This window comes from Simplicispira suum (assembly GCF_003008595.1).
Taxonomy (GTDB): domain Bacteria; phylum Pseudomonadota; class Gammaproteobacteria; order Burkholderiales; family Burkholderiaceae_C; genus Simplicispira; species Simplicispira suum.
On record NZ_CP027669.1, the window covers coordinates 2,697,228 to 2,721,030 of the forward strand.

At 62.7% G+C, this 23,803-nt stretch carries 23 protein-coding genes; 7 read left to right on the forward strand and 16 right to left on the reverse strand.

What is annotated here, in order from left to right; translation table 11 throughout:
• Positions 1-14: 14 nt before the first annotated feature.
• On the forward strand, positions 15-1,079 hold the full coding sequence (locus C6571_RS12525; RefSeq protein WP_245901270.1) for an acyltransferase family protein: 1,065 nt from the start codon (positions 15-17) through the stop codon (positions 1,077-1,079).
• A gap of 103 nt (positions 1,080-1,182) precedes the next feature.
• On the opposite strand, the gene C6571_RS12530 is transcribed toward C6571_RS12525, so the two are convergent.
• From C6571_RS12530 to C6571_RS12540, 3 genes are all read right to left on the reverse strand, one after another.
• On the reverse strand, positions 1,183-2,874 hold the full coding sequence (locus C6571_RS12530; protein ID WP_106446977.1) for a phosphoethanolamine transferase: 1,692 nt from the start codon (positions 2,872-2,874) through the stop codon (positions 1,183-1,185).
• A 115-nt stretch (positions 2,875-2,989) separates the two neighbouring features.
• Positions 2,990-3,853 (reverse strand): S-formylglutathione hydrolase, encoded by an 864-nt coding sequence (gene fghA, locus C6571_RS12535; protein ID WP_106446978.1) that lies wholly within the window; start codon positions 3,851-3,853, stop codon positions 2,990-2,992.
• Between the two features lie 97 nt (positions 3,854-3,950).
• Positions 3,951-5,060 (reverse strand): S-(hydroxymethyl)glutathione dehydrogenase/class III alcohol dehydrogenase, encoded by a 1,110-nt coding sequence (locus C6571_RS12540; protein WP_106446979.1) that lies wholly within the window; start codon positions 5,058-5,060, stop codon positions 3,951-3,953.
• A gap of 246 nt (positions 5,061-5,306) precedes the next feature.
• Here C6571_RS12540 and C6571_RS12545 point away from each other — a divergent pair, with 246 nt between their 5' ends.
• Positions 5,307-6,326 (forward strand): GlxA family transcriptional regulator, encoded by a 1,020-nt coding sequence (locus C6571_RS12545; RefSeq protein ID WP_106448225.1) that lies wholly within the window; start codon positions 5,307-5,309, stop codon positions 6,324-6,326.
• Positions 6,327-6,405: 79 nt separating this feature from the next.
• Here C6571_RS12545 and gltA read toward each other — a convergent pair whose 3' ends face one another.
• The 7 genes from gltA to C6571_RS12580 all read right to left on the reverse strand — a co-directional run bounded on the left by gltA (position 6,406) and on the right by C6571_RS12580 (position 12,435).
• Positions 6,406-7,710: a citrate synthase gene (gene gltA, locus C6571_RS12550; RefSeq protein WP_106446980.1), complete on the reverse strand. Its 1,305-nt coding sequence runs from the start codon at positions 7,708-7,710 to the stop codon at positions 6,406-6,408.
• A 52-nt stretch (positions 7,711-7,762) separates the two neighbouring features.
• Positions 7,763-8,083 (reverse strand): FAD assembly factor SdhE, encoded by a 321-nt coding sequence (locus C6571_RS12555; protein WP_420542628.1) that lies wholly within the window; start codon positions 8,081-8,083, stop codon positions 7,763-7,765.
• Positions 8,083-8,787, reverse strand: coding sequence for a succinate dehydrogenase iron-sulfur subunit (locus tag C6571_RS12560; RefSeq protein WP_106446981.1), 705 nt, complete (start codon positions 8,785-8,787; stop codon positions 8,083-8,085). Before C6571_RS12560 ends, C6571_RS12555 begins: the two co-directional genes overlap by 1 nt.
• A gap of 28 nt (positions 8,788-8,815) precedes the next feature.
• The gene (gene sdhA / locus C6571_RS12565) at positions 8,816-10,621 is read right to left on the reverse strand and encodes a succinate dehydrogenase flavoprotein subunit (RefSeq protein ID WP_106446982.1); all 1,806 of its coding nucleotides are present in this window, start codon (positions 10,619-10,621) and stop codon (positions 8,816-8,818) included.
• Positions 10,622-10,658: 37 nt separating this feature from the next.
• Positions 10,659-11,021: a succinate dehydrogenase, hydrophobic membrane anchor protein gene (gene sdhD / locus C6571_RS12570; RefSeq protein ID WP_106446983.1), complete on the reverse strand. Its 363-nt coding sequence runs from the start codon at positions 11,019-11,021 to the stop codon at positions 10,659-10,661.
• 47 nt (positions 11,022-11,068) lie between these two features.
• The gene (sdhC, locus tag C6571_RS12575) at positions 11,069-11,503 is read right to left on the reverse strand and encodes a succinate dehydrogenase, cytochrome b556 subunit (RefSeq protein ID WP_106446984.1); all 435 of its coding nucleotides are present in this window, start codon (positions 11,501-11,503) and stop codon (positions 11,069-11,071) included.
• A gap of 143 nt (positions 11,504-11,646) precedes the next feature.
• The gene (locus C6571_RS12580) at positions 11,647-12,435 is read right to left on the reverse strand and encodes a GntR family transcriptional regulator (RefSeq protein WP_106448227.1); all 789 of its coding nucleotides are present in this window, start codon (positions 12,433-12,435) and stop codon (positions 11,647-11,649) included.
• 235 nt (positions 12,436-12,670) lie between these two features.
• On the opposite strand from C6571_RS12580, the gene C6571_RS12585 reads away from it, so the two are divergent.
• The 4 genes from C6571_RS12585 to acnB are packed head-to-tail and all read left to right on the forward strand — an operon-like array spanning position 12,671 to position 17,936.
• Positions 12,671-13,657 (forward strand): malate dehydrogenase, encoded by a 987-nt coding sequence (locus C6571_RS12585; RefSeq protein ID WP_106446985.1) that lies wholly within the window; start codon positions 12,671-12,673, stop codon positions 13,655-13,657.
• Positions 13,658-13,670: 13 nt separating this feature from the next.
• Positions 13,671-14,669: an HpcH/HpaI aldolase/citrate lyase family protein gene (locus C6571_RS12590; protein ID WP_245901271.1), complete on the forward strand. Its 999-nt coding sequence runs from the start codon at positions 13,671-13,673 to the stop codon at positions 14,667-14,669.
• Positions 14,670-14,697: 28 nt separating this feature from the next.
• Positions 14,698-15,306, forward strand: a complete 609-nt coding sequence (locus tag C6571_RS12595; RefSeq protein WP_106446986.1) for a hypothetical protein — start codon at positions 14,698-14,700, stop codon at positions 15,304-15,306.
• A 44-nt stretch (positions 15,307-15,350) separates the two neighbouring features.
• Positions 15,351-17,936, forward strand: a complete 2,586-nt coding sequence (acnB, locus tag C6571_RS12600; protein WP_106446987.1) for a bifunctional aconitate hydratase 2/2-methylisocitrate dehydratase — start codon at positions 15,351-15,353, stop codon at positions 17,934-17,936.
• 149 nt (positions 17,937-18,085) lie between these two features.
• On the opposite strand, the gene C6571_RS12605 is transcribed toward acnB, so the two are convergent.
• Complete coding sequence (locus C6571_RS12605) at positions 18,086-18,853, reverse strand: helix-turn-helix domain-containing protein (protein WP_476749585.1); 768 nt, start codon at positions 18,851-18,853, stop codon at positions 18,086-18,088.
• Positions 18,854-19,100: 247 nt separating this feature from the next.
• Here C6571_RS12605 and C6571_RS12610 point away from each other — a divergent pair, with 247 nt between their 5' ends.
• Positions 19,101-19,523, forward strand: a complete 423-nt coding sequence (locus C6571_RS12610; protein WP_106448229.1) for a hypothetical protein — start codon at positions 19,101-19,103, stop codon at positions 19,521-19,523.
• Positions 19,524-19,803: 280 nt separating this feature from the next.
• Here C6571_RS12610 and trhP read toward each other — a convergent pair whose 3' ends face one another.
• The 5 genes from trhP to C6571_RS12635 all read right to left on the reverse strand — a co-directional run bounded on the left by trhP (position 19,804) and on the right by C6571_RS12635 (position 23,801).
• Positions 19,804-21,183 (reverse strand): prephenate-dependent tRNA uridine(34) hydroxylase TrhP, encoded by a 1,380-nt coding sequence (gene trhP / locus C6571_RS12615; protein WP_106446989.1) that lies wholly within the window; start codon positions 21,181-21,183, stop codon positions 19,804-19,806.
• Between the two features lie 69 nt (positions 21,184-21,252).
• Positions 21,253-22,218, reverse strand: coding sequence for a cell envelope integrity protein TolA (tolA, locus tag C6571_RS12620; RefSeq protein ID WP_106446990.1), 966 nt, complete (start codon positions 22,216-22,218; stop codon positions 21,253-21,255).
• Between the two features lie 30 nt (positions 22,219-22,248).
• Entirely contained in the window at positions 22,249-22,671 is a 423-nt protein-coding gene (locus C6571_RS12625; RefSeq protein ID WP_106446991.1) for an ExbD/TolR family protein, read from the reverse strand.
• 12 nt (positions 22,672-22,683) lie between these two features.
• Positions 22,684-23,388, reverse strand: a complete 705-nt coding sequence (tolQ, locus tag C6571_RS12630; RefSeq protein WP_106446992.1) for a protein TolQ — start codon at positions 23,386-23,388, stop codon at positions 22,684-22,686.
• Entirely contained in the window at positions 23,385-23,801 is a 417-nt protein-coding gene (locus C6571_RS12635; protein ID WP_106446993.1) for a YbgC/FadM family acyl-CoA thioesterase, read from the reverse strand. Before C6571_RS12635 ends, tolQ begins: the two co-directional genes overlap by 4 nt.
• Positions 23,802-23,803 lie beyond the last annotated feature (2 nt).

The window sequence follows — 23,803 nt, forward strand, 5'->3', positions numbered from 1 at the left end:
AGGGGGCGGCCTGCATGGCCATTGTCTGGCACCACCTCTCCGCCTACGGACCACTGGCAAACACGGTTTGGCCGCTCGCGCCGACGCTGATGGCCTGGCTGTACGACTATGCGCGCATGGCGGTGCAGATTTTCCTCGTCGTGGCGGGGTATCTGGCGGCGGCAAGCCTCGCGCCCACGGGGCTGGCAACGTTCGAGAACGCCACCTCGCAGATCGGGCGGCGCTTCGTGCGCCTCGCCGTTCCCTACGCGGCGGCGCTGCTGACCGCCGTGGCCGCAGCGGCGGTGGTTCGCCCTTGGCTGGCCGATGCCAGCGTCCCGGAAGCACCGCATCTGACGCAGCTGCTGGCCAACGCGCTCATGCTGCAGGATGTGCTGGGGCAGCCCGCGCTGTCTGCTGGCGTATGGTACGTGGCGATCGACTTCCAGCTGTTTTCCATCGCGGCACTGTGGCTGGCGTTTGCCCGGCGTATCGGGCGAACTCCTGGCGCGGCAGTGGCGTGGGGGCAGGCCGGCGTACTGGGCTTGTGCGCAGCGTCACTGTGGTTCTTCAATCGCAATGCAGCGCTGGACGTCTGGGGAATTTATTTCTTTGGCTCTTATGGTCTGGGCATGGCCACTTACTGGGCCACGCGCAGTGCGCGGCCGACGCGCTGGCTCGTGGTGCTTGCAGCGCTTGGTGCAGTCGCGCTGGCGCTGGAGGTTCGCCCGCGTGTGGCGCTGGCGCTCGCTACGTCCATTTTTCTGCTCTGGTTGGCCTTGGGGCCAACGCCTTCGCGCACAGCTTTTGCGGAGCGCGCCGCGTTCCCGTTCGCTTGGGTGGGGAAACGCTCTTACTCCGTGTTCTTGGTGCATTTCCCCGTATGCCTGGCGGTGAACGCGGCATTTTCGGCGCTCTGGCCGGGGCAAGCCTGGCTTCACGCCGTGGGGCTTTGGGTGGCATTCACAGCGTCCATTGTGGCCGGCTGGCTGCTCTACGAGAAGGTGGAACGCCCGGCGGCCACCGCAGTGCGGGCGCTGCGCTGGCAGGCGCGGCTGCTGGGTGCTGGCTGGCTGGTGGGACTGGCGCAGAGCCTGTAATTCCCTTTCTAAATCATCCGTCACATTGTCGACTTCGCCTTGCTGCAGCAACGTCTGCGGCCCATCTTCGCGTCACAAATGATTTGGAAATGGAGTAACGCATTCAGCCCTTGGCTCGGCAGGGGGCAAAGAGGTCGTTGGCGGCTTGGTAGGTGGTGGTTTGCACATCGAGCAGCCCCAGCACCGAATGGAAATAGTCGTCCTGGCTGATCCGGCGCGTGGCCATTTCCTTTTGCAGGCAGGCGGTGCTCGCGCCGGAGCGCGCCTGCATGGCAGGCGACAGCCAGGTGATCCAGGGCACATGCTTTTGCACATCGGGTGCAATCGCGTAGGGCAGACCGTGCAGGTAGATGTTGTTCTCCCCCAGCGATTCTCCGTGGTCGGCCACATACATCATGGCCGGTTGAAACTCTGCCTGCTTGTTCTCCAGCCAATGCAGCGTCGCGCCCAGAAAGGCGTCGGTCTGGACGATGCTGTTGTCATAGGCATTGACGACTTCTTCCTGGCTGCATTCCTGCAGGGCGTTCGACTGGCACTCCGGTGTGAATTTCTTTAGCGCGGGCGCAGACCGGCGCGCGTAGGCAGGTCCGTGGCTGCCCATCTGGTGCAGCACCAGCACGGTGCCGCGAGCACGTTGATCGGCCGGCAGGGCAGCCAGGCGTTCGTCAAGTCCCGCGAGCATGACCGGGTCAAGGCACTCGCCACCGGTACACCAGTTGGGATTCGTGCTGGCGGTGGTGCTGGCGGAAGCGACGCGATCACACACTCCTTTGCAGCCCGACTGGTTGTCCAGCCACAGCACCGCCAGACCGGCATGCGCCAGCACATCCAGGAGATTTTCGTAGTTGCTTTTCCGGGCTTCGTAGCCGCTTTTGCCCAGGCCGGAAAACATGCAGGGCAGGGCGGTGGCGGTACTGGTGCCACACGCCCACGCGTTGCTTGCGCTGGCCAAGTCGTTTCGTGCGGACAACTGCGGCGTGGTGGCGCGAGCGTATCCATTCAACCCAAAATTGCCGCTGCGCCCGGTTTCACCCACCACCAGTACCAACAAGGGCGGCTTGGTTTGATTGACGTAACTGGCGCCCAGATGGGCATCGCGCCCAAAAGGCAGCAGAGTGTGCGTGTCCATTCGCAAAGGCTGCGTGGCAATGCGGCCCAGCGCATACACGCTATTGAGCGGGTTGATCAGGTAGCGAAGCTGGGGCTGGTTGCGCATGGTCGAGGAAAACTCCTGGAACATCGCCATCACGCTGGCCACCGCCACGCCCAGAAAAAGCAGCAACCAGCCGGCGTTCTGCGCCAGCGAGCGCAAGGGCGTGGGCCTTGCCACGGGTTGGCGCCACAGCCACCACAACGGGGCACCAGCCAGCGCCAGCACCACGGCGGGCATGCGCCAGCTCAGCAAGTCACCGGCTTCACGCACATCGGTCTGCAACACGTTGGTGAGCATGCTGGCGTCGATGGCAATGCCGTAGTTGAGCATGAAGTAGGCGCCAAACGCCGTAATGAGCAGCAGCAGCGTGGCGATGGGCTTGAGCGTCCAGCGCCAGGCGAAGAGCATCAGCAAGGCCGCATTGCCGGCTGCAATCAGCACGCCAAAACCCAATACAAATGCCCAGCCGTGCGGGGCGCTGCCCGGTGCTTGTGTATCTGCCAGTGCGCGCCAAAGGGGCCAATTGCCAAAAGAGGCCATCCATAGCGCAATGGCAAGAACGACGAAAGCGGGCGGCAAGGCGGCCGATGGACGGCGCAAGGCAAAACGAAACGGCGCAGGCAGGCGCAGCAAAAATTCCATGGACCGGATTCTCGGGGAGATGAATTAAGCGTGCCTTAAACAGTCGCCACCCGGCAGCAAGCCGTCCGCAGCGCCCGGTGGCGCTACGGCCGCCACTGTGCTGCCTGCACTGCTTTCAGCGCAACTGCTGCGCGTGGTGGTTCAGATGGTCCTCGACGAAGCTCTGCACGAAGTAATAGCCGTGATCGTAGCCGGCTTGGCGGCGCAGCGTCAGCGGCTGGCCGGCCTGGGCGCAGGCGGCTTCAAAGGTTTCCGGCAGGAGCTGCATTTCCAGCAGAAATTTGTCGGCCAGGCCCTGGTCAATCAGTATGCCACCTGGGTAGGGCGGAGTTTCCTGCAATGCCATCAGCACACTGGCGTCGTGCTTGCGCCATTCGCTCTCGTCACGGCCCAAGTAGCCGCCGAATGCCTTGCGGCCCCAGGGGCACTGCGTCGGCGCGGCAATGGGTGCGAACGCCGACAGGCTTTTGAACATGCCGGGGTGGCGCAGTGCCAGCGTGAGCGCTCCGTGCCCGCCCATGGAATGGCCGAAGATGCCGATGCGTGCTTTGTCGATCGGCAATTGCGCGCTCAGAAGTGGCATCAGCTCGCCTGCGAGGTAGCTCTCCATGCGCCAGTGTTGCTTCCAGGGCGCCTGCGTCGCGTCGAGGTAGAAGCCGGCGCCGACACCGAAATCCCAGGCATCGGCCTCGCCCGGAACGTTGGCGCCGCGCGGGCTGGTATCGGGCGCGACCAGAGCCAGGCCCAGCTCGGACGCCAGCCGTTGGGCGCCTGCCTTCTCCATGAAGGTTTTCTCGTCGCAGGTGAGGCCGGCCAGATACAGCAGCGCCGGCACCTTTTCACCCTGTAGCGCCTGCGGCGGCAGGTAAACCGAGAACTTCATCGGCAGGCCAATCTCGCGCGAGCTGTGCTGGTAGAAGCGCTGCTCGCCGCCAAAGCAGGCGTGGGCACTGAGCAATTCAAGGGTGGGGTTGGACATGAAGACTCCTAAAATAATAGCTTGAGAGGCTTATGGATAAAGCGCTAGAGGCCCTTTTTGCTATAAAAATTACTGAAAATTCCAGCCCGATTCCAGTTCAATAGATGACAACGGAGCGGATCGACTTGCCTGCGTGCATGAGATCAAAGGCTTTGTTGATGTCCGAAAGCCCCATGGTGTGCGTGACAAAGGGCGCCAGCTGGATCTTGCCGCTCATGGCGTCTTCCACCATGCCGGGCAGTTCACTGCGGCCCTTGACGCCACCAAAAGCTGAGCCCAGCCATTTGCGGCCGGTGACCAGCTGGAATGGGCGGGTGGAAATCTCCTTGCCTGCGCCCGCCACACCGATGACCACCGACTGGCCCCAGCCGCGGTGCGCGCACTCGAGCGCGGCGCGCATGACTTCGACGTTGCCGATGCACTCGAAGCTGTGGTCCACGCCCCAGCCGGTCATCTCGACGATGACTTGCTGGATCGGCTTGTCATAGTCTTTCGGGTTGACGCAATCGGTAGCGCCAAAGGTGCGGGCGAGATCGAATTTGGCGGGGTTGGTGTCGATGGCGATGATGCGGCCGGCCTTGGCCAGCTTTGCGCCCTGGATGGCGGCCAGGCCAATGCCGCCCAGGCCGAATACGGCCACGCTGTCGCCTTCCTGCACCTTGGCGGTGTTCTTGACGGCGCCCAGGCCCGTGGTCACGCCGCAGCCCAGCAAACACACCTGCTCGGGGTTGGCGTGTGGATTGATCTTGGCCAGCGAGACCGCAGCCACCACCGTGTATTCGCTGAAGGTGCTGCAGCCCATGTAGTGGTAGAGAGGCTCGCCCTTGTAGCTGAAGCGCGTGGTGCCGTCGGGCATCACACCCTTGCCCTGGGTGGCGCGCACCGCGACGCACAGGTTGGTTTTGCCGCTCTTGCAGAACAGGCATTCGCCACACTCTGCGGTGTAGAGGGGAATGACATGGTCGCCCGGCTGCACGCTGGTCACGCCTTCGCCCACTTCGATCACGATGCCCGCGCCTTCGTGGCCCAGTACGGCGGGGAAGATGCCTTCCGGGTCGTCTCCCGACAAGGTGAAGGCGTCGGTATGGCAGACGCCGGTGTGGGTGATCTTGACCAGTACCTCGCCCTTTTGCGGCGGGGCGACGTCAATTTCAACGATTTGCAGGGGTTCTCCAGCCTTAAAGGCAACAGCGGCGCGGGATTTCATGGCGTTCTTTCGGGAGGTGTTGGGGGAAGGGCCGCTGCATGAGCGGCGGTGGCGCCGATGCATACAGGGCAAGATGAGACCACTGTACGCCCTGGGGGCCTCTGAGCGAAGGCTGTGGCCGCTGAGCGGCCCGCTTTGTCCGGATATGAACGGACAATGGGGCTCGGCCACGTGCAGCACGCAGCCGAAGGCCGCAGCCTGATCGCCGGCGCTTCTCTCCACCTTACCTTCCACAAGCCCAACGCCATGGACCACCACCATCCCGGCCTGCACCGCGTCGACCTCGTCGTTTATCCAGGCTTCAAGGCGCTTGAGGCTGTCGGGCCGATGTCGGTGTTCGACTACGCCAACGTGCATTTGCGCCAGCATGGACGCCCCGACGGCTACACCGTGCGCGTGGTCGCAGCCCGCCGCGGCGCCGTGCCATCCGATACCCTCATGGCGCTCGACGCGACCCACACCTTGGCAGAGCTTGAAGCCGGCGACGCCGGCTGCACGGTGGTGCTGGTGGGGGCGCGCAACATCGAGCAGGTACTGGCGTCTTCCCTCGAACTGGTGAATTGGGCAGCGCGCGTAGCGCCCAAGGTGCCGCGCATGATTGCGCTGTGCTCGGGCAGCTTCGTCTTTGCCGCCGCTGGTCTGCTTGACGGCCGAAGGGCGGCCACGCATTGGAGCGTGGCCGCAGCACTGCAACAGCGCCATCCGCGCGTCGCGGTGGATGCCGATGCGATCTATGTGCGCGACGGCCATCTTTGGACTTCGGCCGGTGTCACGGCTGGCATTGATTTGGCGCTGGCCGTGGTGGAAGAGGATTTTGGCCATGCTCTGGCGCTTGAAGTTGCCCGCGACCTGGTGGTGTACCTCAAGCGGCCGGGCGGACAGTCGCAGTTCAGCGTGCCGCTGGCCACGCAGAGTACCGCGCACGGCGGCGTGAGGGCGGTGCAGCAATGGGTGCTGGCGCACCTGGATGAGCGGCTCAACCTGGCGCAGATGGCGGCGCAGGCCGCAATGAGCGAGCGGCACTTTCGCCGCGTTTTTCAGCAAGAGACCGGTCAGAGCCCCTCGGCATTTGTCGAGTCGGCCCGGCTTGAGGCCGCCAAGCAGTTGCTGGAGTCCGAACTGGGCCTGCCGCTCAAGACGGTTGCTGCGCGCGTGGGGCTAGGGTCCGAGCAGGCGCTGCGTCAGCTGTTCGTGCGAAGGCTGGGTATTGCGCCGCAGGCTTACCGCGAGCGCTTTGGTGGCAAAGGGGCTGGCACAGCCCATTGAAAGCCCATTTGAGAGCCCCATTGAAAAAGCCCGCCGGGGCGCGGCGGGCTTTTCTGGGGCACTGCGGGGGTGTGTTTGCTTATTTGGCGGCGCCAATATCGCGGCGCACCGAGCCCGTGTAGAGCTGGCGCGGGCGGCCAATCTTGTACTCCGGGTCGCTGATCATTTCATTGAGCTGGGCAATCCAGCCCACGGTGCGTGCGAGCGCGAACACGCCGGTGAACAGGTTCACCGGAATACCGATGGCGCGCTGCACGATGCCCGAGTAGAAGTCGACGTTGGGGTAGAGCTTGCGCGAAACGAAGTAGTCGTCTTCCAGGGCGATGCGCTCGACTTCCTTGGCCAGCTTGAACAGCGGATCGTTTTCCAGGCCCAGTTCGGCCAGAACTTCGTTGCAGGTCTCCTGCATCAGCTTGGCACGCGGGTCGTAGTTTTTGTAGACGCGGTGGCCAAAACCCATCAGCTTGACGCCGGAGTTCTTGTCCTTGACCTTCTCCATGTACTCGCCGACCTTGGAGATGCCGCCTTGCGCCTGGATGTCTTCCAGCATGTTCAGGCAGGCTTCGTTGGCGCCACCGTGTGCCGGGCCCCACAGGCAGGCCACGCCAGCGGCAATGGCCGCGAACGGGTTGGTGCCCGACGAGCCGCACAGACGCACCGTGGAAGTGGAGGCGTTCTGCTCGTGGTCGGCGTGCAGGATGAAGATGCGGTCGAGCGCGCGCTCGAGCACCGGGTTGACCACATAGTCTTCGCAGGGTGTGCCGAACATCATGCGCAGGAAGTTGCCGGCGTACGACAGTTCGTTGCGAGGGTACATGTATGGCTGGCCGACGCCGTACTTGTAGGCCATGGCTACCAGCGTCGGCAGCTTGGCAATCATGCGGATGGCGGCAATCTCGCGGTGGCGTGGATTGTTGATATCGGTGCTGTCGTGATAGAAGGCCGAAAGCGCGCCCACCAGGCCAGTCAGGATGGCCATGGGATGCGCATCGCGCCGAAAACCGCGCAGGAAAAACTGCATCTGCTCGGCCACCATGGTGTGGTGCAGAACGAGTTTGTGGAAGTCGCCGCGCTGAGCAGCATCGGGCAGTTCGCCATTGAGCAGCAGGTAGCAGGTGTCGAGGTAGTCGCACTGCGTCGCGAGTTGCTCAATAGGGTAGCCGCGGTACAAAAGTTCGCCCTTGTCGCCATCGATGTAGGTAATGGCCGACTGGCAGGCTGCTGTAGACAGAAACCCTGGGTCGTAGGTGAACATCCCCGTCTGCGCGTAGAGCTTGCGGATGTCCACGACGTCCGGACCGACGGTGCCTTGGTATACGGGCAAATCCACGCTGGGGCCACCATTGCTGAAGGACAGGGTGGCTTTGTTGTCAGCGAGCTTCATTATTTGATTCCTTTGGAGAGATTGCTTTGATCGGTCAGGGTTTTCGTAGGGATCAGACCCCGTGGGCAGGTATGGCGCCGCTGTCTCGCAGCATGCCCAGCACCGTATGCACGGCGGGCAAATCCAGTGCCCCACTGGGCTCTTTGCGGCGCAGCAGCAGGTCCAGCAAATCGTTGTCCGCCAAATCCATCAGGGCGCCCATGCCTTCCGCGTGAAAGACGGTCAGTTCGCCTTCGTGCCGCAAAAAGAATTGTTCGATGAACAGGTCGTTTTCCAGCAGACCACGTCGGCAGCGCCAGTGCAGCTTGCTGAGGGCCCGCGCGTCGAGCACGGGCGATGGGTGGCTGGCGGGGAACGCTTGCATACCGGGCATCAGAGGGCGCGACGCACCATCAGTTCCTTGATCTTGCCGATAGCGCGCGTTGGGTTCAGACCCTTGGGGCACACATCGACGCAGTTCATGATGGAGTGGCAGCGGAACAGACGGTACGGGTCTTCGAGGTTATCGAGCCGCTCACCCGAAGCCTGATCGCGGCTGTCGGCGAGGAAACGATAGGCCTGCAGCAAGCCAGCGGGACCGACGAACTTGTCCGGGTTCCACCAGAAACTGGGGCAGGCGGTGGAGCAGCATGCGCACAGGATGCATTCATACAGTCCGTCGAGCTCTTCGCGCTGCTCGGGCGACTGCAGAAACTCCTTCTCTGGAGGAATGTCGTCGTTGATCAAATAGGGTTTGATAGAGTGGTACTGCTTGAAGAACTGTGTCATGTCCACGATCAGGTCGCGGACCACCGGCAGACCCGGCAGCGGCTTGAGCACGATCGTGCCTTGCAGCGTGTTCATGTTGGTCAGGCAAGCCAGACCATTCTTGCCGTTGATGTTCATGGCATCGGAGCCACACACGCCTTCGCGGCAGGAGCGGCGGAACGACAGCGCTGGGTCTTGCTCCTTCAGTTTGATCAGGGCGTCCAGCAACATGCGCTCATGGCCGTCGAGCTCGACCTCGATGGTCTGCATGTAGGGCTTGGTGTCCTTGTCCGGGTCGTAGCGATAAATCTGAAAAGTGCGTTTTTGCATGGTGCTTCTCTCGTGGGGCGGCCGACTTTTAGAAGGTCCGGACTTTGGGCGGAATGCTCTCGACCGTCAGGGGCTTGAGGGTGACGGGCTTGTACGTAAGTGAATTGCTCGCGCTGTGCCACAGCGTATGTTTGAGCCAGTTCACATCGTCGCGGCCCAACGGCGCTGTGGGGTGATCGGCCGGATGCTCGTAGTCGTCCACCATGTGCGCGCCGCGGCACTCTTTGCGCGCTGCGGCCGAAACCATGGTGGCCTGCGCCACTTCAATCATGTTGTCGACCTCCAGCGCCTCAATGCGCGCCGTGTTGAACACCATGGATTTGTCTTTGAGTTCAACGCTGCCAACACGCTCGCGCAGAGCCGCCACCTTGAGTACGCCTTCGTCCATGCTGGCCTGGGTACGGAACACCCCCGCGTACTGTTGCATGGTGGAGCGAATGTCGCCTGCCAAGGTTTGCGAATAAATACCGCCGGTGGAGTTCTGCAGCTGATTCAGGCGTTCGAGCGTGCGGTCGGCGGCGTCCTTCGGCAGTGGTTTGTGCTCTGCGTTGCGGGCGTTGAATTCAACGATGTGGCGGCCAGCGGCTTTGCCGAACACCAGGAGGTCCAGCAGCGAGTTGGTGCCCAGCCGGTTGGCGCCGTGCACACTCACGCAGGAGCATTCGCCCACTGCGTACAGGCCATTTACTATGTGGCTGGAAGTGCCGTCGTGCGTGACCACTTGGCCGTGAATATTGGTGGGAACCCCACCCATCTGGTAATGGATCGTGGGCACCACGGGGATGGGTTCCTTGGTGATGTCCACGTTGGCAAAGTTGATGCCAATTTCGTACACCGAGGGCAGGCGCTTGTGGATGGTCTCGGACCCCAGATGATCGAGCTTGAGCAGCACGTAATCCTTGTTGGGACCGCAGCCGCGCCCTTCCTTGATTTCCTGGTCCATGGAGCGGGAAACGAAATCGCGCGGGGCCAGGTCTTTCAGCGTGGGCGCGTAGCGCTCCATGAAGCGCTCGCCGTTGCTGTTGAGCAAGATGGCACCTTCGCCGCGGCAGCCTTCGGTGAGCAGCACGCCGGCGCCGGCGACGCCGGTGGGGTGGTACTGCCAGAACTCCATGTCCTGCAGAGGGATGCCGGCGCGTGCCGCCATGCCCAGGCCGTCGCCGGTGTTGATGAAAGCGTTGGTGGATGCGGCAAAGATGCGGCCGGCACCGCCCGTGGCCATGAGCACGGTTTTGGCTTCCAGGATGTACAAGTCACCCGTTTCCATCTCTAACGCTGTGACGCCGACCACGTCGCCGTCGGCATCGCGGATCAAATCCAGTGCCATCCATTCGACGAAGAAATTCGTCTTGGCCTTGACGTTCTGCTGGTACAGGGTGTGCAACATGGCATGCCCCGTGCGGTCGGCCGCAGCGCAGGCGCGTTGCACGGGTTTCTCGCCGTAATTGGCGGTGTGCCCGCCGAAGGGGCGTTGGTAGATCGTGCCGTCCGCGTTGCGGTCGAACGGCATGCCGAAGTGTTCCAGCTCATACACGACGTTGGGTGCTTCGCGGCACATGAATTCCACGGCGTCCTGGTCGCTGAGCCAGTCGCCGCCTTTCACGGTGTCGTAGAAGTGGTAGTGCCAGTTGTCTTCGCTCATGTTGCCCAGCGAGGCCGACACGCCCCCCTGGGCTGCCACGGTGTGCGAGCGCGTGGGAAACACCTTGGACAGTGAGGCCACGTTAAGGCCTGCGCGCGAGAGTTCAAGCGCCGCGCGCATGCCGGAGCCGCCGGCCCCGATGATGACGACGTCGAACTTGCGCTTGGTGATGTTGGCGTTGGTATAGCTCATGAAATTTAGCCCTTAATCGCAAAAACGGAGCCCGCGCTCACAGACGCCACAGGACCTGGATGCCCCAGCCCACGCAGCCCAGCAACCAGACGATGGTGAAAACCTCAAGCACGAGGCGCAGGCCTGCGGGCTTGATGTAATCCATCCAGATGTTGCGCATACCTACCCAGGCGTGGTATGCCAGCGCAAAAATGACCACGAAGGTCAGGAATTTCATCCACTGCGCAGCAAAAATACCCGCCCAGAGGTCGTAGCCAAGGGGGCCGGGCTTGAGCAGCACCTGGGCAATCAAGGCAATGGTGAACAGCACCATCAGCACCGCAGTGACGCGCTGGCTCAGCCAGTCGCGCATGCCATAGTGGGCACCGACAATGGTGCGCTTGTTTCCGTAGTCGATCATGGGTGTTTCCTCGTTTTATGTAGTGCCGACGCCCTGCAAATCCGGTTTCAGTACAGACCAAAAAGCCGCGCGCCCAAGAGCAGCGTCAGCACAATGGCCAACCCGATGGCCGTCAGCCCCGAGGTCTTGCCGAACTGGTTGTTGACCGCGTGGTGGTCAATGTCCATGATCAGATGCCGGATTCCGGCAAACATGTGGTGCAGATAGCCCCAGATCAGCCCCAGGCTGACGAGCTTGAGCAGCCAACCAGGAACGATTCCCAGGCCTGAGGAAAACGCGCTGGTGAATCGCTCGAACGACACCTCGGAAGACACCGATGTGTCGAAGAACCAGATCACCAAAGGCAACAAAAGGAACATCACTGCGCCGCTGGCGCGATGCAGGATCGAGGTCCACGCCGCCGCCGTCATGCGATAGGTGGTGAGGTCCTTGAAGGCGTTGATGTTGCGAAACTCGGGTCGCTTCTTCGCTGTTTCGGTCATGAGAGTGCTTTCGTGGGATGTAACTGCGTTGTAATTTTCGCTGCAACGGAACGCAAAATTCTATTGCAATGCAACATGACTGCGTTTGATGCAAGTGAAACGGACGTTGATTGGAGATTCTCCGGCCAGTGGCGGGGCGGTGTTCAGCTCAATTCGTTGCGGTAGTGGTGGGTGTCGGTGCGGTACAAGCCACGGCGTAACTCCATGGGAACATCGTTGTAGGTGTAGGAGGTACGGACCACGCTGAGCAAAGGGGTGGCTGGTGTCACTTGCAGCAGAGTGGACTGCTCGGCATCGGGCAGCACGGCGCGAATTTTTTCATCCGCCCGCACCATGCGAACGCCGAACTCCAGTTCCAGCATGGCGTAGGTCGGGCCCGGATAGTCGCTCATTTGCTGGGCCGTCAGGCCTTTGAACGTGACGCCAGGCAGCCACAAATCTTCAAGAATGGTCGGTACTCCGCGAAACGCCAGTACCCGGCGCGCCTGGATCACCGATTCGCCACTGCGCAGCCCCAAGGCGCGAGCGACTTCTGCGCTGGCGCGGCTGCTCCGGCAGTCGATGATGCGGCGCTCGGCTGGGCCCTCCGTATCGGCATCGCCGCGGTCGGGCATCAGCTTCAGAAAGCGGTATTGCACGTGCTGCTCTGCGTGCGTGGCCACAAAAGTGCCTTTGCCTTGGCGGCGCACAAGCAGATTTTCGCTCGCCAGCTCGTCAATCGCCTTGCGCACCGTGCCCTGGCTGACGCGAAAGCGTGCCGCCAGATCCATTTCGCTGGGGATGGACTCGCCCGGTTTCCATTCGCCTGACTCCAGGCTTTGCAACAACAGACCTTTGATCTGCTGGTACAGCGGACTGAATGCCGGTGCTGGCAGGCCGCCCGCAGCGAGCGGCGGGGCCAGTTCAGGGACGGTCGGTGGGATGGACGACATAAAAAAGGCCTGCGATACAGCGAGCGGCATCGCTTGAACGGAGTGCTCTGCGCAAGCCTGCCAGTGTGTACCGAGCGATGAGATCATATCTTATATAAGACATAAGACAAATTGACGCAGTGCGGAAAACCGCAGTAAAATCACAGGCTGTTTGCGGGGCGCACGCTGCGGGGGACAGAAAGCAGGTGGCAGCCACTGCGCTCGTTTTCTGTTTCTTTATCCATCGGAGTTCACCATGAGCAAAACGCCCGTTCGCGTTGCCGTTACCGGCGCCGCAGGCCAAATCGGTTACGCCCTTCTGTTTCGCATCGCTTCGGGCGAAATGCTGGGCAAAGACCAGCCGGTGATTCTTCAATTGCTTGAAGTTCCGGTCGAAGGCCCGCAAAAAGCGCTCAAGGGCGTGATGATGGAACTGGACGACTGCGCGTTCCCGCTGCTGGTCGAGATGACCGCGCACAGCGACCCGATGACCGCGTTCAAGGACGCCGACTATGCCTTGCTGGTGGGCTCGCGTCCGCGTGGTCCCGGCATGGAGCGTGCCGAGCTGCTTGCGGTCAACGGCGCCATCTTCACCCAGCAAGGCAAGGCACTCAACGCGGTGGCCAGCCGCAACGTCAAGGTGCTGGTGGTGGGCAACCCCGCCAACACCAACGCCTATATCGCCATGAAGAGCGCTCCGGACCTGCCGCGCAAGAACTTCACCGCCATGCTGCGTCTGGACCACAACCGCGCCGCCAGCCAGCTCGCTGCCAAGACCGGCAAGCCCGTGGCAGATATTGAAAAGCTCACTGTGTGGGGCAACCACTCGCCCACCATGTACGCCGACTACCGTTTTGCCACCATCAACGGCGAGAGCGTTGCCAAGATGATCAACGATCAGGAATGGAACGCCAACACTTTCTTGCCCACGGTCGGCAAGCGCGGCGCGGCCATCATTGAAGCGCGGGGCCTGTCATCCGCTGCGTCGGCGGCCAATGCGGCCATCGACCACATGCGCGACTGGGCGCTGGGTACCAACGGCAAGTGGGTCACCATGGGCATTCCTTCGGATGGCCAGTACGGCATTCCCAAGGACGTGATGTTCGGCTTCCCGGTCACTTGCGAAAACGGCGAGTACAAGGTCGTAGAAGGTCTGGACATTGACGCGTTCAGCCAGGAACGTATCGACAAGACGCTCAAAGAACTGACCGACGAGCAGGCTGGCGTCGCTCACCTTCTGTAAGCGGCAAGCGCAAGTGCAGCATCCGCGCGACGTTCTGCAGGGCCCGCAGGCCGCTGCAACGGCCATTCCGGTGTGCGACCACTACAGTGGCACGCCCGAGCGGATGCAAAAGAGTCTGCAGCTGCAGGCCGCAATGAGTGCCGAGTTCGGCGTCTGCGTTTTTGATGTGACGCTGGACTGCGAAGACGGTGCCGCCGTAGGCAGCGAGGCGGAGCACGCGGCGCTGGTGGCGAGGCTGGCGCAGAGTGCTGTGGCCGAAGCCCGCGTGGCGGCGCGGGTGCATCCGGTGGACCATGCGGCCTTTGCCGGTGACGTGGCCACCATTGCCGGCGAGGCAGGGCACCGACTGTGCCATCTGATGCTTCCCAAGTGCGAATCGGTGGACGACGTGCTTGCTGCCGAGCGCGCCCTGGAGCGAGCAGGCGCCCACGCCTTGCCCTTGCATGTGCTGATCGAATCTCCCGCTGCAGTGCAACAGGCGTTTGAGATCGCTGCGCACCCGCGTGTGCAAAGCCTCAGTTTTGGATTGATGGATTTCGTTTCGGCCCACGCAGGCGCGATCCCCGCCACTGCAATGGGATCGCCGGGCCAGTTCGAGCATCCGTTGGTGGTGCGCGCCAAGTTGGAGATCGCATCGGCCTGTCATGCCTACGGCAAGGTGCCTTCGCATTGCGTTGTCACCGAATTTTCCGATCTTGGCGCCCTGCGCAGTGCCGCTGGACTGGCGGCCAGTCGGTTCGGATTTACGCGCATGTGGAGTATTCATCCTGCGCAGATCCGCCCCATTTTGGAGGCGTTTGCACCCGCAGCCGACGACATCGATGCGGCCGCAAAGGTTCTCCTGGCCGCCGCACAAGCCGATTGGGCGCCGATCAACTTTCATGGTGTGCTGCATGATCGTGCAAGCTACCGCTATTTCTGGCAGCTTCTGGTTCGTGCGCAGCGCACGGGCAGGGCCATTCCCGACAGCGTTCGACATTGGTTCGAGGATGCTGGCGCCATTGCCCATTGATTCATACGTTCTTTGCAGGAGTCATTCGATGAAAGCCTTGCTTGTATCCGGTTGGTTGGCCCTGGTTCCGGTGATGGTCTTTGCGCAGAGTGCGCAGGCCAAGACCGAAGCCCCCAAGGTCGCGCAAAAAAAGGCGGACGCCAAGTCCAGCAGCGCAAAGCCGAAGGCGAAGCCCGCCGCCAAGGCCAAACCGGCCGCTGACAGCAGTGCCACCTCGAGCCGCACGCGGCTCAAGAGCGCGGCGAGCCAGGTGGCCAGCGGTGTGCGTGCAGCCGAGGCTGCGCTGGGGCCAGATGAGTTGGCAATTGCCGAGCGCGTCTACGTCGGGGAAATCCCCTGCGAGCTCGGCGCCCATGTGAATGTGGTTGCCGATCCGAAGGCGCCGGGCTATTTCCAGCTCGATGGCAAGGATTTTCGCTATCGCATGTCGCCCGTGGCCACGACCACCGGTGCGATTCGCCTTGAGGACCGCGACGGCGGCGCTGTCTGGCTGCAAATCGCCAACAAGTCCATGCTGATGGATCAAAAGCGCGGCCAACGCCTGGCAGATGAATGCAAAAGTCCCGCCCAGGTCATTGCCGCCGAAGGGCTAAAAAAGGCGCCAGCGCGCAGCCTGCTGGACGAACCGGCAAAGTAATTGCGCCCGTTCCCACGAATTGAGTTGAACCTAGAAAGAAGTCGATGTTGCAAGCTTACCGAGACCATGTGGCCGAACGCGCCACGTTGGGCATTCCGCCCCTGCCCCTGACCGCCAAGCAGACCGCTGCCTTGGTCGAGCTGCTGAAAAATCCGCCTGTTGGCGAAGAGGCCACACTGCTGGAACTTATCACCCACCGCGTGCCTGCGGGCGTGGACGATGCCGCCAAGGTCAAGGCCAGCTACCTGGCCGCCGTCGCGCACGGCACCGAAAAATGCAGCCTGATTGGCCGCGAGAAGGCCACCGAATTGCTGGGCACCATGCTGGGTGGCTACAACCTCACGCCGCTGATTGATCTGCTGGACGACGCGGCCGTGGCCCCCGTAGCCGCAGAAGCGCTGAAAAAGACGCTGCTCATGTTCGACCAGTTCCACGACGTGAAGGAAAAGGCCGACAAGGGCAACGCTTTTGCCAAGGCCGTGGTGCAAAGCTGGGCCGATGCCGAATGGTTCACCAGCCGCCCCGAAGTGCCCAAGAGCATCACCCTCACGGTGCTCAAGGTCACAGGCGAAACCAACACCGACGACCTCTCCCCCGCGCCCGACGCCTGGAGCCGCCCCGACATCCCGCTGCATGCGCTGGCCATGCTCAAGAACAAGCGTGACGGCATCACGCCAGAAGAAGACGGCAAACGCGGCCCGGTGAAATTCATTGAAGACCTGCGCGCCAAGGGCAACCTGGTGGCCTATGTCGGCGATGTGGTCGGCACCGGTTCGAGCCGCAAGTCGGCCACCAACAGCGTGCTGTGGTTCACTGGCGAAGACATTCCCTTCGTGCCCAACAAGCGCTTTGGCGGGGTCTGCCTGGGCTCCAAGATCGCCCCCATCTTCTACAACACCATGGAAGACGCGGGTGCTCTGCCGATCGAGCTTGACGTCAGCCAGATGAACATGGGCGACACCATCGAGCTGCGCCCCTACGAAGGCAAGGCACTGAAGGACGGCAAGGTCATTGCCGAGTTCGAACTCAAGAGCGACGTGCTGTTTGACGAAGTGCGCGCCGGCGGCCGCATTCCCCTCATCATCGGCCGCGGCCTGACCACCAAGGCGCGCGAAGCGCTGGGCCTGCCGCCGTCCACGCTGTTCCGCCTGCCGCAAGTGCCTGCCGCTACCGGCAAGGGCTTCACGCTGGCACAGAAAATGGTCGGCCGCGCTTGCGGCCTGCCCGAAGGCCAGGGCGTGCTGCCCGGCACCTACTGCGAACCCCGCATGACCTCGGTGGGCTCGCAGGACACCACCGGCCCGATGACGCGCGACGAGCTGAAAGACCTGGCCTGCCTGGGCTTCTCGGCTGACCTGGTGATGCAGTCGTTCTGCCACACCGCTGCCTACCCCAAGCCCGTGGACGTGAAAATGCATCACGAGCTGCCGGAGTTCATCAGCAACCGAGGCGGTATTTCGCTCAAGCCAGGCGACGGCATCATCCACAGTTGGCTCAACCGCATGCTGCTGCCCGACACCGTAGGCACTGGTGGCGACAGCCACACGCGCTTCCCCGTGGGTATCAGCTTCCCCGCAGGCTCCGGCCTGGTGGCCTTCGCCGCCGCCACCGGCGTCATGCCGCTCGACATGCCGGAATCGGTGCTGGTGCGCTTCAAGGGCCAGATGCAGCCGGGCGTGACGCTGCGCGACCTCGTGCACGCGATTCCGCTGTACGCCATCAAGGCCGGACTGCTTACGGTCGAGAAAAAGGGCAAGAAGAACATCTTCTCTGGCCGCATTCTCGAAATCGAAGGCCTGCCCAACCTGAAGGCCGAGCAGGCCTTCGAGTTGTCCGACGCCTCGGCCGAGCGTTCAGCCGCTGGCTGCACGGTGCGCCTGAACAAGGAGCCGATCATCGAGTACATCCACTCGAACATCGTGCTGCTCAAGAACATGATTGCAGAAGGCTACGAAGACGCGCGCACCATTCGCCGCCGCATCCAGGCGATGGAAGCCTGGCTCGCGAACCCGCAGTTGCTGGCACCCGATGCGGATGCTGAGTACGCCGCCGTCATCGAAATCGATCTGGCCGAAATCACCGAGCCTATCGTTTGCTGCCCCAACGATCCGGACGATGCCAAGACGCTGTCCGACGTGGCCGGCGCGAAGATTGACGAAGTGTTCATCGGCTCGTGCATGACCAACATTGGGCACTTCCGCGCCGCCTCCAAGCTGCTCGAAGGCAAGAAGGACATGCCCGTCAAGCTGTGGATGGCACCGCCCACCAAGATGGACGCGAAGCAGCTCACCGAAGAGGGTCACTACGGCGTCTTCGGCGCCGCCGGTGCCCGCATGGAAATGCCCGGCTGCTCGCTTTGCATGGGCAACCAGGCGCAGGTAAAAGAGGGTGCGACGGTGATGTCCACCAGCACACGCAACTTCCCCAACCGTTTGGGCAAGAACACCAACGTCTACCTGGGCTCGGCCGAGCTCTCGGCCATCTGCTCCAAGCTGGGCCGCATCCCCAGCAAGGAGGAGTATCTGGCCGACGTGGGCGTTGTCAACCAGAACGGCGACAAGATCTATCAGTACCTTAATTTCGACCAGATTGCTGAGTACCAGCAAGTGGCTGACGGCGTGAACGCCTAAACACTGCACGCTGGCCGGGCCCACGCCCGTACGCCTGCTCTTCGAACCCGCAGCGCGAAGGCGTCTGCGGGTTTTCTATTTTTAATAGCAAGCTTTCCATATGGAATAAGCGCTAGAGGCCATTTTCACCATATTTTTCTGAATGGCGTTTACGCTTGTGCGAACGCAGCCAGCAGATGGGCCGTCGCAGCGTCGGCGGGCAAGAAGGCCTCCATGGCCAGTTCCTGCAAAGTGACGTCCACAGGGGTGCCGAAGATGGTGGTGGTGCTGATCAGGCGCAGCACACCGCGCGGCGTTTGCAAATGCAGGGGAACCACCACGCCCGCCAGTTCGTCGTCCACCGGCGCATGCGCTGCCGCTGCTGCCGGTGCGGAGTACGCTGCCAACTCGTCCCGTAGTGCGCGCAAGGCGTCGTCGCCCGTGGCAGCAATCTGCTGGGCCAGACGCGCCAACAGGTGGTCGCGCCATTGCGCCAGATTGGTGATGCGCGGCGCAAGTCCCTCCGGGTGCAAGCTCAGGCGCAGCACGTTGACGGGTGCTTCCAGCAAATGCGGCGCCACGCCAGCGAGCAGCGGCGCCACGGCTGCGTTGTGCGTCACCATGTTCCAGTGGCGATCAATGGCCAGCGCGGGAAAGGGTTCGTGCCCCTTCAAGATGCGCTCCACCGCCTTTCGCGCCGCCGCCAGGTCGGGGTGGTCCAGCGTGCGCGCAGCGTACATAGGCGCATAGCCGGCGGCAATCAGCAGGGCGTTGCGCTCGCGCAGCGGCACGCTCAGCCGCTCGGCCAACCGCAGCACCATATCGCGGCTGGGCAAGGCCCGACCGGTTTCCACATAACTCAGATGTCGGGTGGAAATGTCTGCTTCCAGCGCCAGACCTTGTTGGCTCAGGTGGCGGTGCTGCCGCCAATGGCGCAAGTGCGCACCAAAGGGCGAACGGGGGAGGGAGGTAGTGCGGCAGTCTGCATGAGCGGCTCCAGAAAAACGGGGTTGCCGCAGGCCTCTGGTGTTGAACCGGCCCGAGGCGCATTCGACAGGCAAGCCTAAAGCGCAGTGCGCGCCAAGACCATAACCTTGCACGTTATCGACTCCATGGAGGCGCAGCAGGACCATGGGACCCGCTGCGCAGGAAGGCCTGCACAGATTTACCCACAAGGAGTCTTTCATGTCGATTTTTGCATCACCTCAATTTCTATCCCGCGTGATGTGGCTCGATGCTGCGTCTTGTGCCGCCACCGGCGCTCTGCAGCTGCTGCCTGGCGATGCCCTGGCCCGCTGGACGGGCCTGCCCAACGCCCTGTTGGTGGGTACGGGCTGGTTCTTGCTGGCCTACGCAGCGGCTGCGGCGTGGATGGCGAGCCGTGCATCCGCACCGCGGCGGGCGATTGGTCTCGTGGTGCTGGGCAATCTGCTGTGGGCCGTGGGCTGTGGTGCCTTGCTGTTGAGCGGAGCCCTGAATTTGAGCGCCTTGGGCGTCGCCTGGGTGCTGGTGCAGGCGGTGGTGGTGGTGTTGCTGGCGGACTTGCAGTGGATGGGCCTGCGCGCTAGCTCGCTCTCCCGGGGCGGCAGACAGCTTGCCGCCGGATGACGGCGCGGAGATTGATGGATCGGGGAACTGGAGTAAGAGCGCATCAAGGCCGCAGGAATGCGCCGGTTCACGCGGTTTGTGCTGCCACGCTGGCGTGCCAGAACTACCGTGTGAGGCGAGATACCGGCACATCGCCCAAGCCGGCCGCACTCAACGCGGCGCAGCTGGCCGAACTGCGCGAAGTGTTTGGCGCGCAGTGGTGACGGTGAAGCGTGCGCCAAATGCTATTGAAAAGTGAGCTTATGGCGCTTTAACAATAAGCGCTAGAGGCCAATTTAACCTAAGCTTTTTCCGACTCAAACACCCGCGCCAGCAGGGCGCCTTCGACATTCCCGGCCAACGCAATCCGCACCCGCAGCGGGCTGCCGGCTGCTACCTCCAGCGCCTCACCTTCAAGGCTCTGCATCTCGGCGAGCCGCACCGTGCGATTGCCGCTGGGGTGGATGATTTCCAGCAGGTCGCCCACGGCAAAGCGGTTCTTGGTTTCCACCTCGGCCCAGCCGTCGGCGGCGCTTTTCACCTGCGCCACGTACTGACTGCGCTTCGATTCGGAACTGCCGGTTTCGTAGTTCTGGTAATCGTGGGCCGGGCGGCGCTCCAGCAGGCCGCTGGTGTAGCCACGGTTGGCCAGGCCTTCGAGTTCGGTGATGAGTTCGGGGTTGAAGGGGCGGCCGGCCACCGCGTCGTCGATGGCGCGGCGGTAGACCTGCGCGGTGCGCGAGACGTAGTACGCGCTCTTGGTGCGGCCCTCGATCTTGAGCGAATCGACGCCGATGGCGACCAGACGCTGCACGTGCTCGACTGCGCGCAAGTCCTTGCTGTTCATGATGTACGTGCCGTGCTCGTCTTCCATGATGGGCATGAGCTGGCCGGGGCGTTCCTTTTCTTCCAGCAGGTAGATCTGGTCGGCCTTGGGGTGGCGCGCGCCGTCGCCACAGGCCGAGAACGCGGCGTTGTCGTCTTCCTGCGCCTTGTTGAAGTTGAAGTCGCCCTCCATGCGCACTGCCATGGCTTCGCCGGTGTTGGGGTCCACCGCAGCTTCCTGCGTGGCGTAGTTCCAGCGGCAGGCGTTGGTGCAGGCGCCCTGATTGGAGTCGCGCCGGTTGAAGTAGCCCGACAGCAGGCAGCGGCCCGAGTAGGCGATGCACAGGGCGCCGTGCACGAAGACTTCCAGCTCCATGTCGGGGCATTCCTGGCGGATTTTCTCGATCTCGTCCAGACTCAATTCGCGCGACAGGATGATGCGTGTGATGCCCACTTTCTGCCAAAACTTGACCGACATGAAGTTGGTGGTGTTGGCCTGCACCGAGAGATGAATAGCCACCTCGGGCCACTTCTCGCGCACCTGCATGATCAGGCCGGGGTCGGCCATGATGAGCGCGTCCGGGCCCATGGCGATGATGGGTGCTATGTCGCGCAGGTAGGTGCGCACCTTGTCGTTGTGCGGCAGAAGGTTGCTGGTCAGAAAGAACTTCTTGCCGCGCGCGTGCGCTTCTTCGATGCCGGTCTGAATTTGCTCGATGCGGAACTCGTTGTTGCGCGCGCGCAGGCTGTAGCGCGGTTGGCCGGCGTAGACCGCGTCTGCGCCGAAGTCGTAGGCGGCGCGCATGCGCTCGAGAGAGCCGGCGGGCAGAAGGAGTTCGGGGGCGGGGCGGGTCATGGGGCTCCTGCGATAGCAGTTTTGGCTGGAGGTGCGCCAAGGCCGCGCACCGGGGCTTGCAGGGAAATATCAATCCTGCGGACGAAAACCGATGATGATGAGCGGCGGGACACGGCCATCAATGTCACGCGGCAGCGTGGCGGTTTTTTGCAGCGCCCGCACAACCGCTTCGTCCCAGGCTGGGTTGCCGGACGACTTGGTCAGGCGCGTACCCGTGATGGTGCCGTCAGGCGCGGCGCGCACTTCGACTTCGGCACGTGGGTTGCCGTCGACCACGTCAGGGTAGACGATATTGGGTTTGACCTTTGCAGCCACCTTGCCGCCGTAGCCGCCCGAGGGGCCGGAATCGCGCTGGGCAGCTCCCGTGGCTGTGGGCGCGCCGGTGGCGCCGGCAAGCCCTTGCATGCGGCGGATGTTCTCCTGGCGGCGCTCTTCGGCCGCCTTGGCGTTGGCCTTTTCGATGGCCTCGTCTTTCTTGCGCTTTTCTTCGGCGAGTCTTTTTTGCTCTTTCTCTGCCTTTTCGCGCTCGGCTTTCTCGCGCTCGGCCTTTTCCTTCTGCAGTTTGTCTTTCTTCTCCTGCTCGATGCGCTGCTGCTCCTTGCGCTGCTTCTCGCGTTCGATTTTTTCCTTGTCTTCGCGCTCGCGCTTTTCCTTGGCCAGCCGCTGCTTCTCGCGCTCAATGGCAATGTCGGCCTCACGCTGATCCGGCTCTGCGCGCTGGGGCGGTGGAGGGGGTGGCGGCGGGGTCACTTTGGGCGGCGAAGGCACCACGGGAGGCTCAGGCGGTGTGGGTTTGGGCGGCGTCGGTGGCTGCGCAGGGCTTGGGGTTTCCACGGCGCGCGGCGCAGCCTGCTGGGGAACGGCAGACCAGAGTTCGGCAACAACGGCCGGTTGGTCGCTGCCACTCTTCCAGGCCACACCCCAGGTCAGTGCGGCGATCAAAAACAGATGCGCGAGCACGGCAAGCGCGATCGCCCGGCCCCGGCCAGGGACTGCTGGGGGGGTGAACTGATCGCGGTCGTCGTGGGCGTGCATGCGGCTTAGAAATACGGAACAGCAGTGGCGTCAGCCACCCTGTTTGACGGACAGGCCCACGCGCTGAACGCCGGCCTTTTGCAGCGCGTCCATGGCTTTGACCACGGACTCGTACTGCACGCCCTTGTCGGCGCTGATGACCACCGCCGTGTCTTTGCTCTGGTCGTTTTGCCAGGCCAGCGCCGCCAGTCCAATCTCGCGCGTGTTCATGCTGCGCGTTGCATCAGGCGTTTTGAGTTGCAGCGAACCATCCTTGCTCACGATCACCTGCGCAACCACCTTGGGCACGTTTTTGCCCTTGCCCACACTGGGAACGTCAATCAGCCCTGGGGTGAGCATGGGAGCCGTCACCATGAAGATGATGAGCAGCACCAGCATCACGTCGATGAACGGGACCATGTTGATCTCGTTGATGGTGCGGCGGCCGCGGCCGCGTGATGCGATGGCAGACATGGGGCGGCGCCTTTAGTGACCTGCGGCCGGAACCGGCGGATGGGCGCCCAGGTTGCGCTGCAGGATGTTGGAGAACTCTTCAATGAAGGTTTCCTGGTGGTTGGCGACGCGGTCGATATCGCGCGCAAAGCGGTTGTAGGCCACCACGGCGGGAATCGCGGCAAACAGGCCGAGGGCCGTGGCCACCAGGGCCTCGGCAATGCCGGGCGCCACGGTGGCCAGCGTCACCTGCTCCATACCGGCAAAACCGGTGAAGGCGTGCATGATCCCCCACACGGTGCCGAACAAGCCCACGTAAGGGGACACCGAGCCCACCGACGCCAGGAAGGACAGGCTGGACTCGATCACGTCCATCTCGCGCTGAAAGCTGGCGCGCATGGCGCGGCGGGCTCCGTCGAGCAGGGTGCCGGCGTCCTGGATATGGCGTTCGCGCAGTTTCTGGAACTCGCGCATGCCGCTGGCAAAAATACGCTCCATGGGGCCGATGTCCTGCACACTTTGCGCCGCGCTGGCGTACAGGTCGTTCAGGCTGGTGCCCGACCAGAACTCGCGCTCGAAGTCTTCGTTCAACGCCTTGACACGTTTCAAACCAAACAGCTTGCGAAAAATCGCGGCCCAACTGGCCACCGACACGCCGAGCAGCAGCAGCATGACGAACTGCACCACCCAGCTCGCGTGCAGCACCAGGGTGACGATGGACATGTCTTGCGAATTCATGAAATAGCTTCCAGAAGGGCCGAGGGAATGCGTGATGGGCGCAGGCTGTGGGCGTCCACCCAGCCAATGCGAACCTCTCCGGCGCAAAGCAGCGAGCCGGTTGGGCTCACCGATCGCTCATTATTTAATAGCGCTTGGTGCTTTATTGTCAAGGATGCGCGGCCTTTTTCTATCAGTTCTGCGGTAACAATGAGTGCGTCGTCCAGCCGAGCTGGGGCGTGGTAGCGCAAACGCGCTTCGCTTACGACGAACATGCCGCCGCTTTGTTCCCGCAAACCATGCTGGCCGATCCCCAGCGAGCGCAGCCACTCGGTGCGGGCGCGCTCGAAAAACTTGAGGTAATTGGCGTAAAACACGATGCCGCCGGCATCCGTGTCTTCCCAATAAACACGTACCGGGTGCTCAAACACCATGG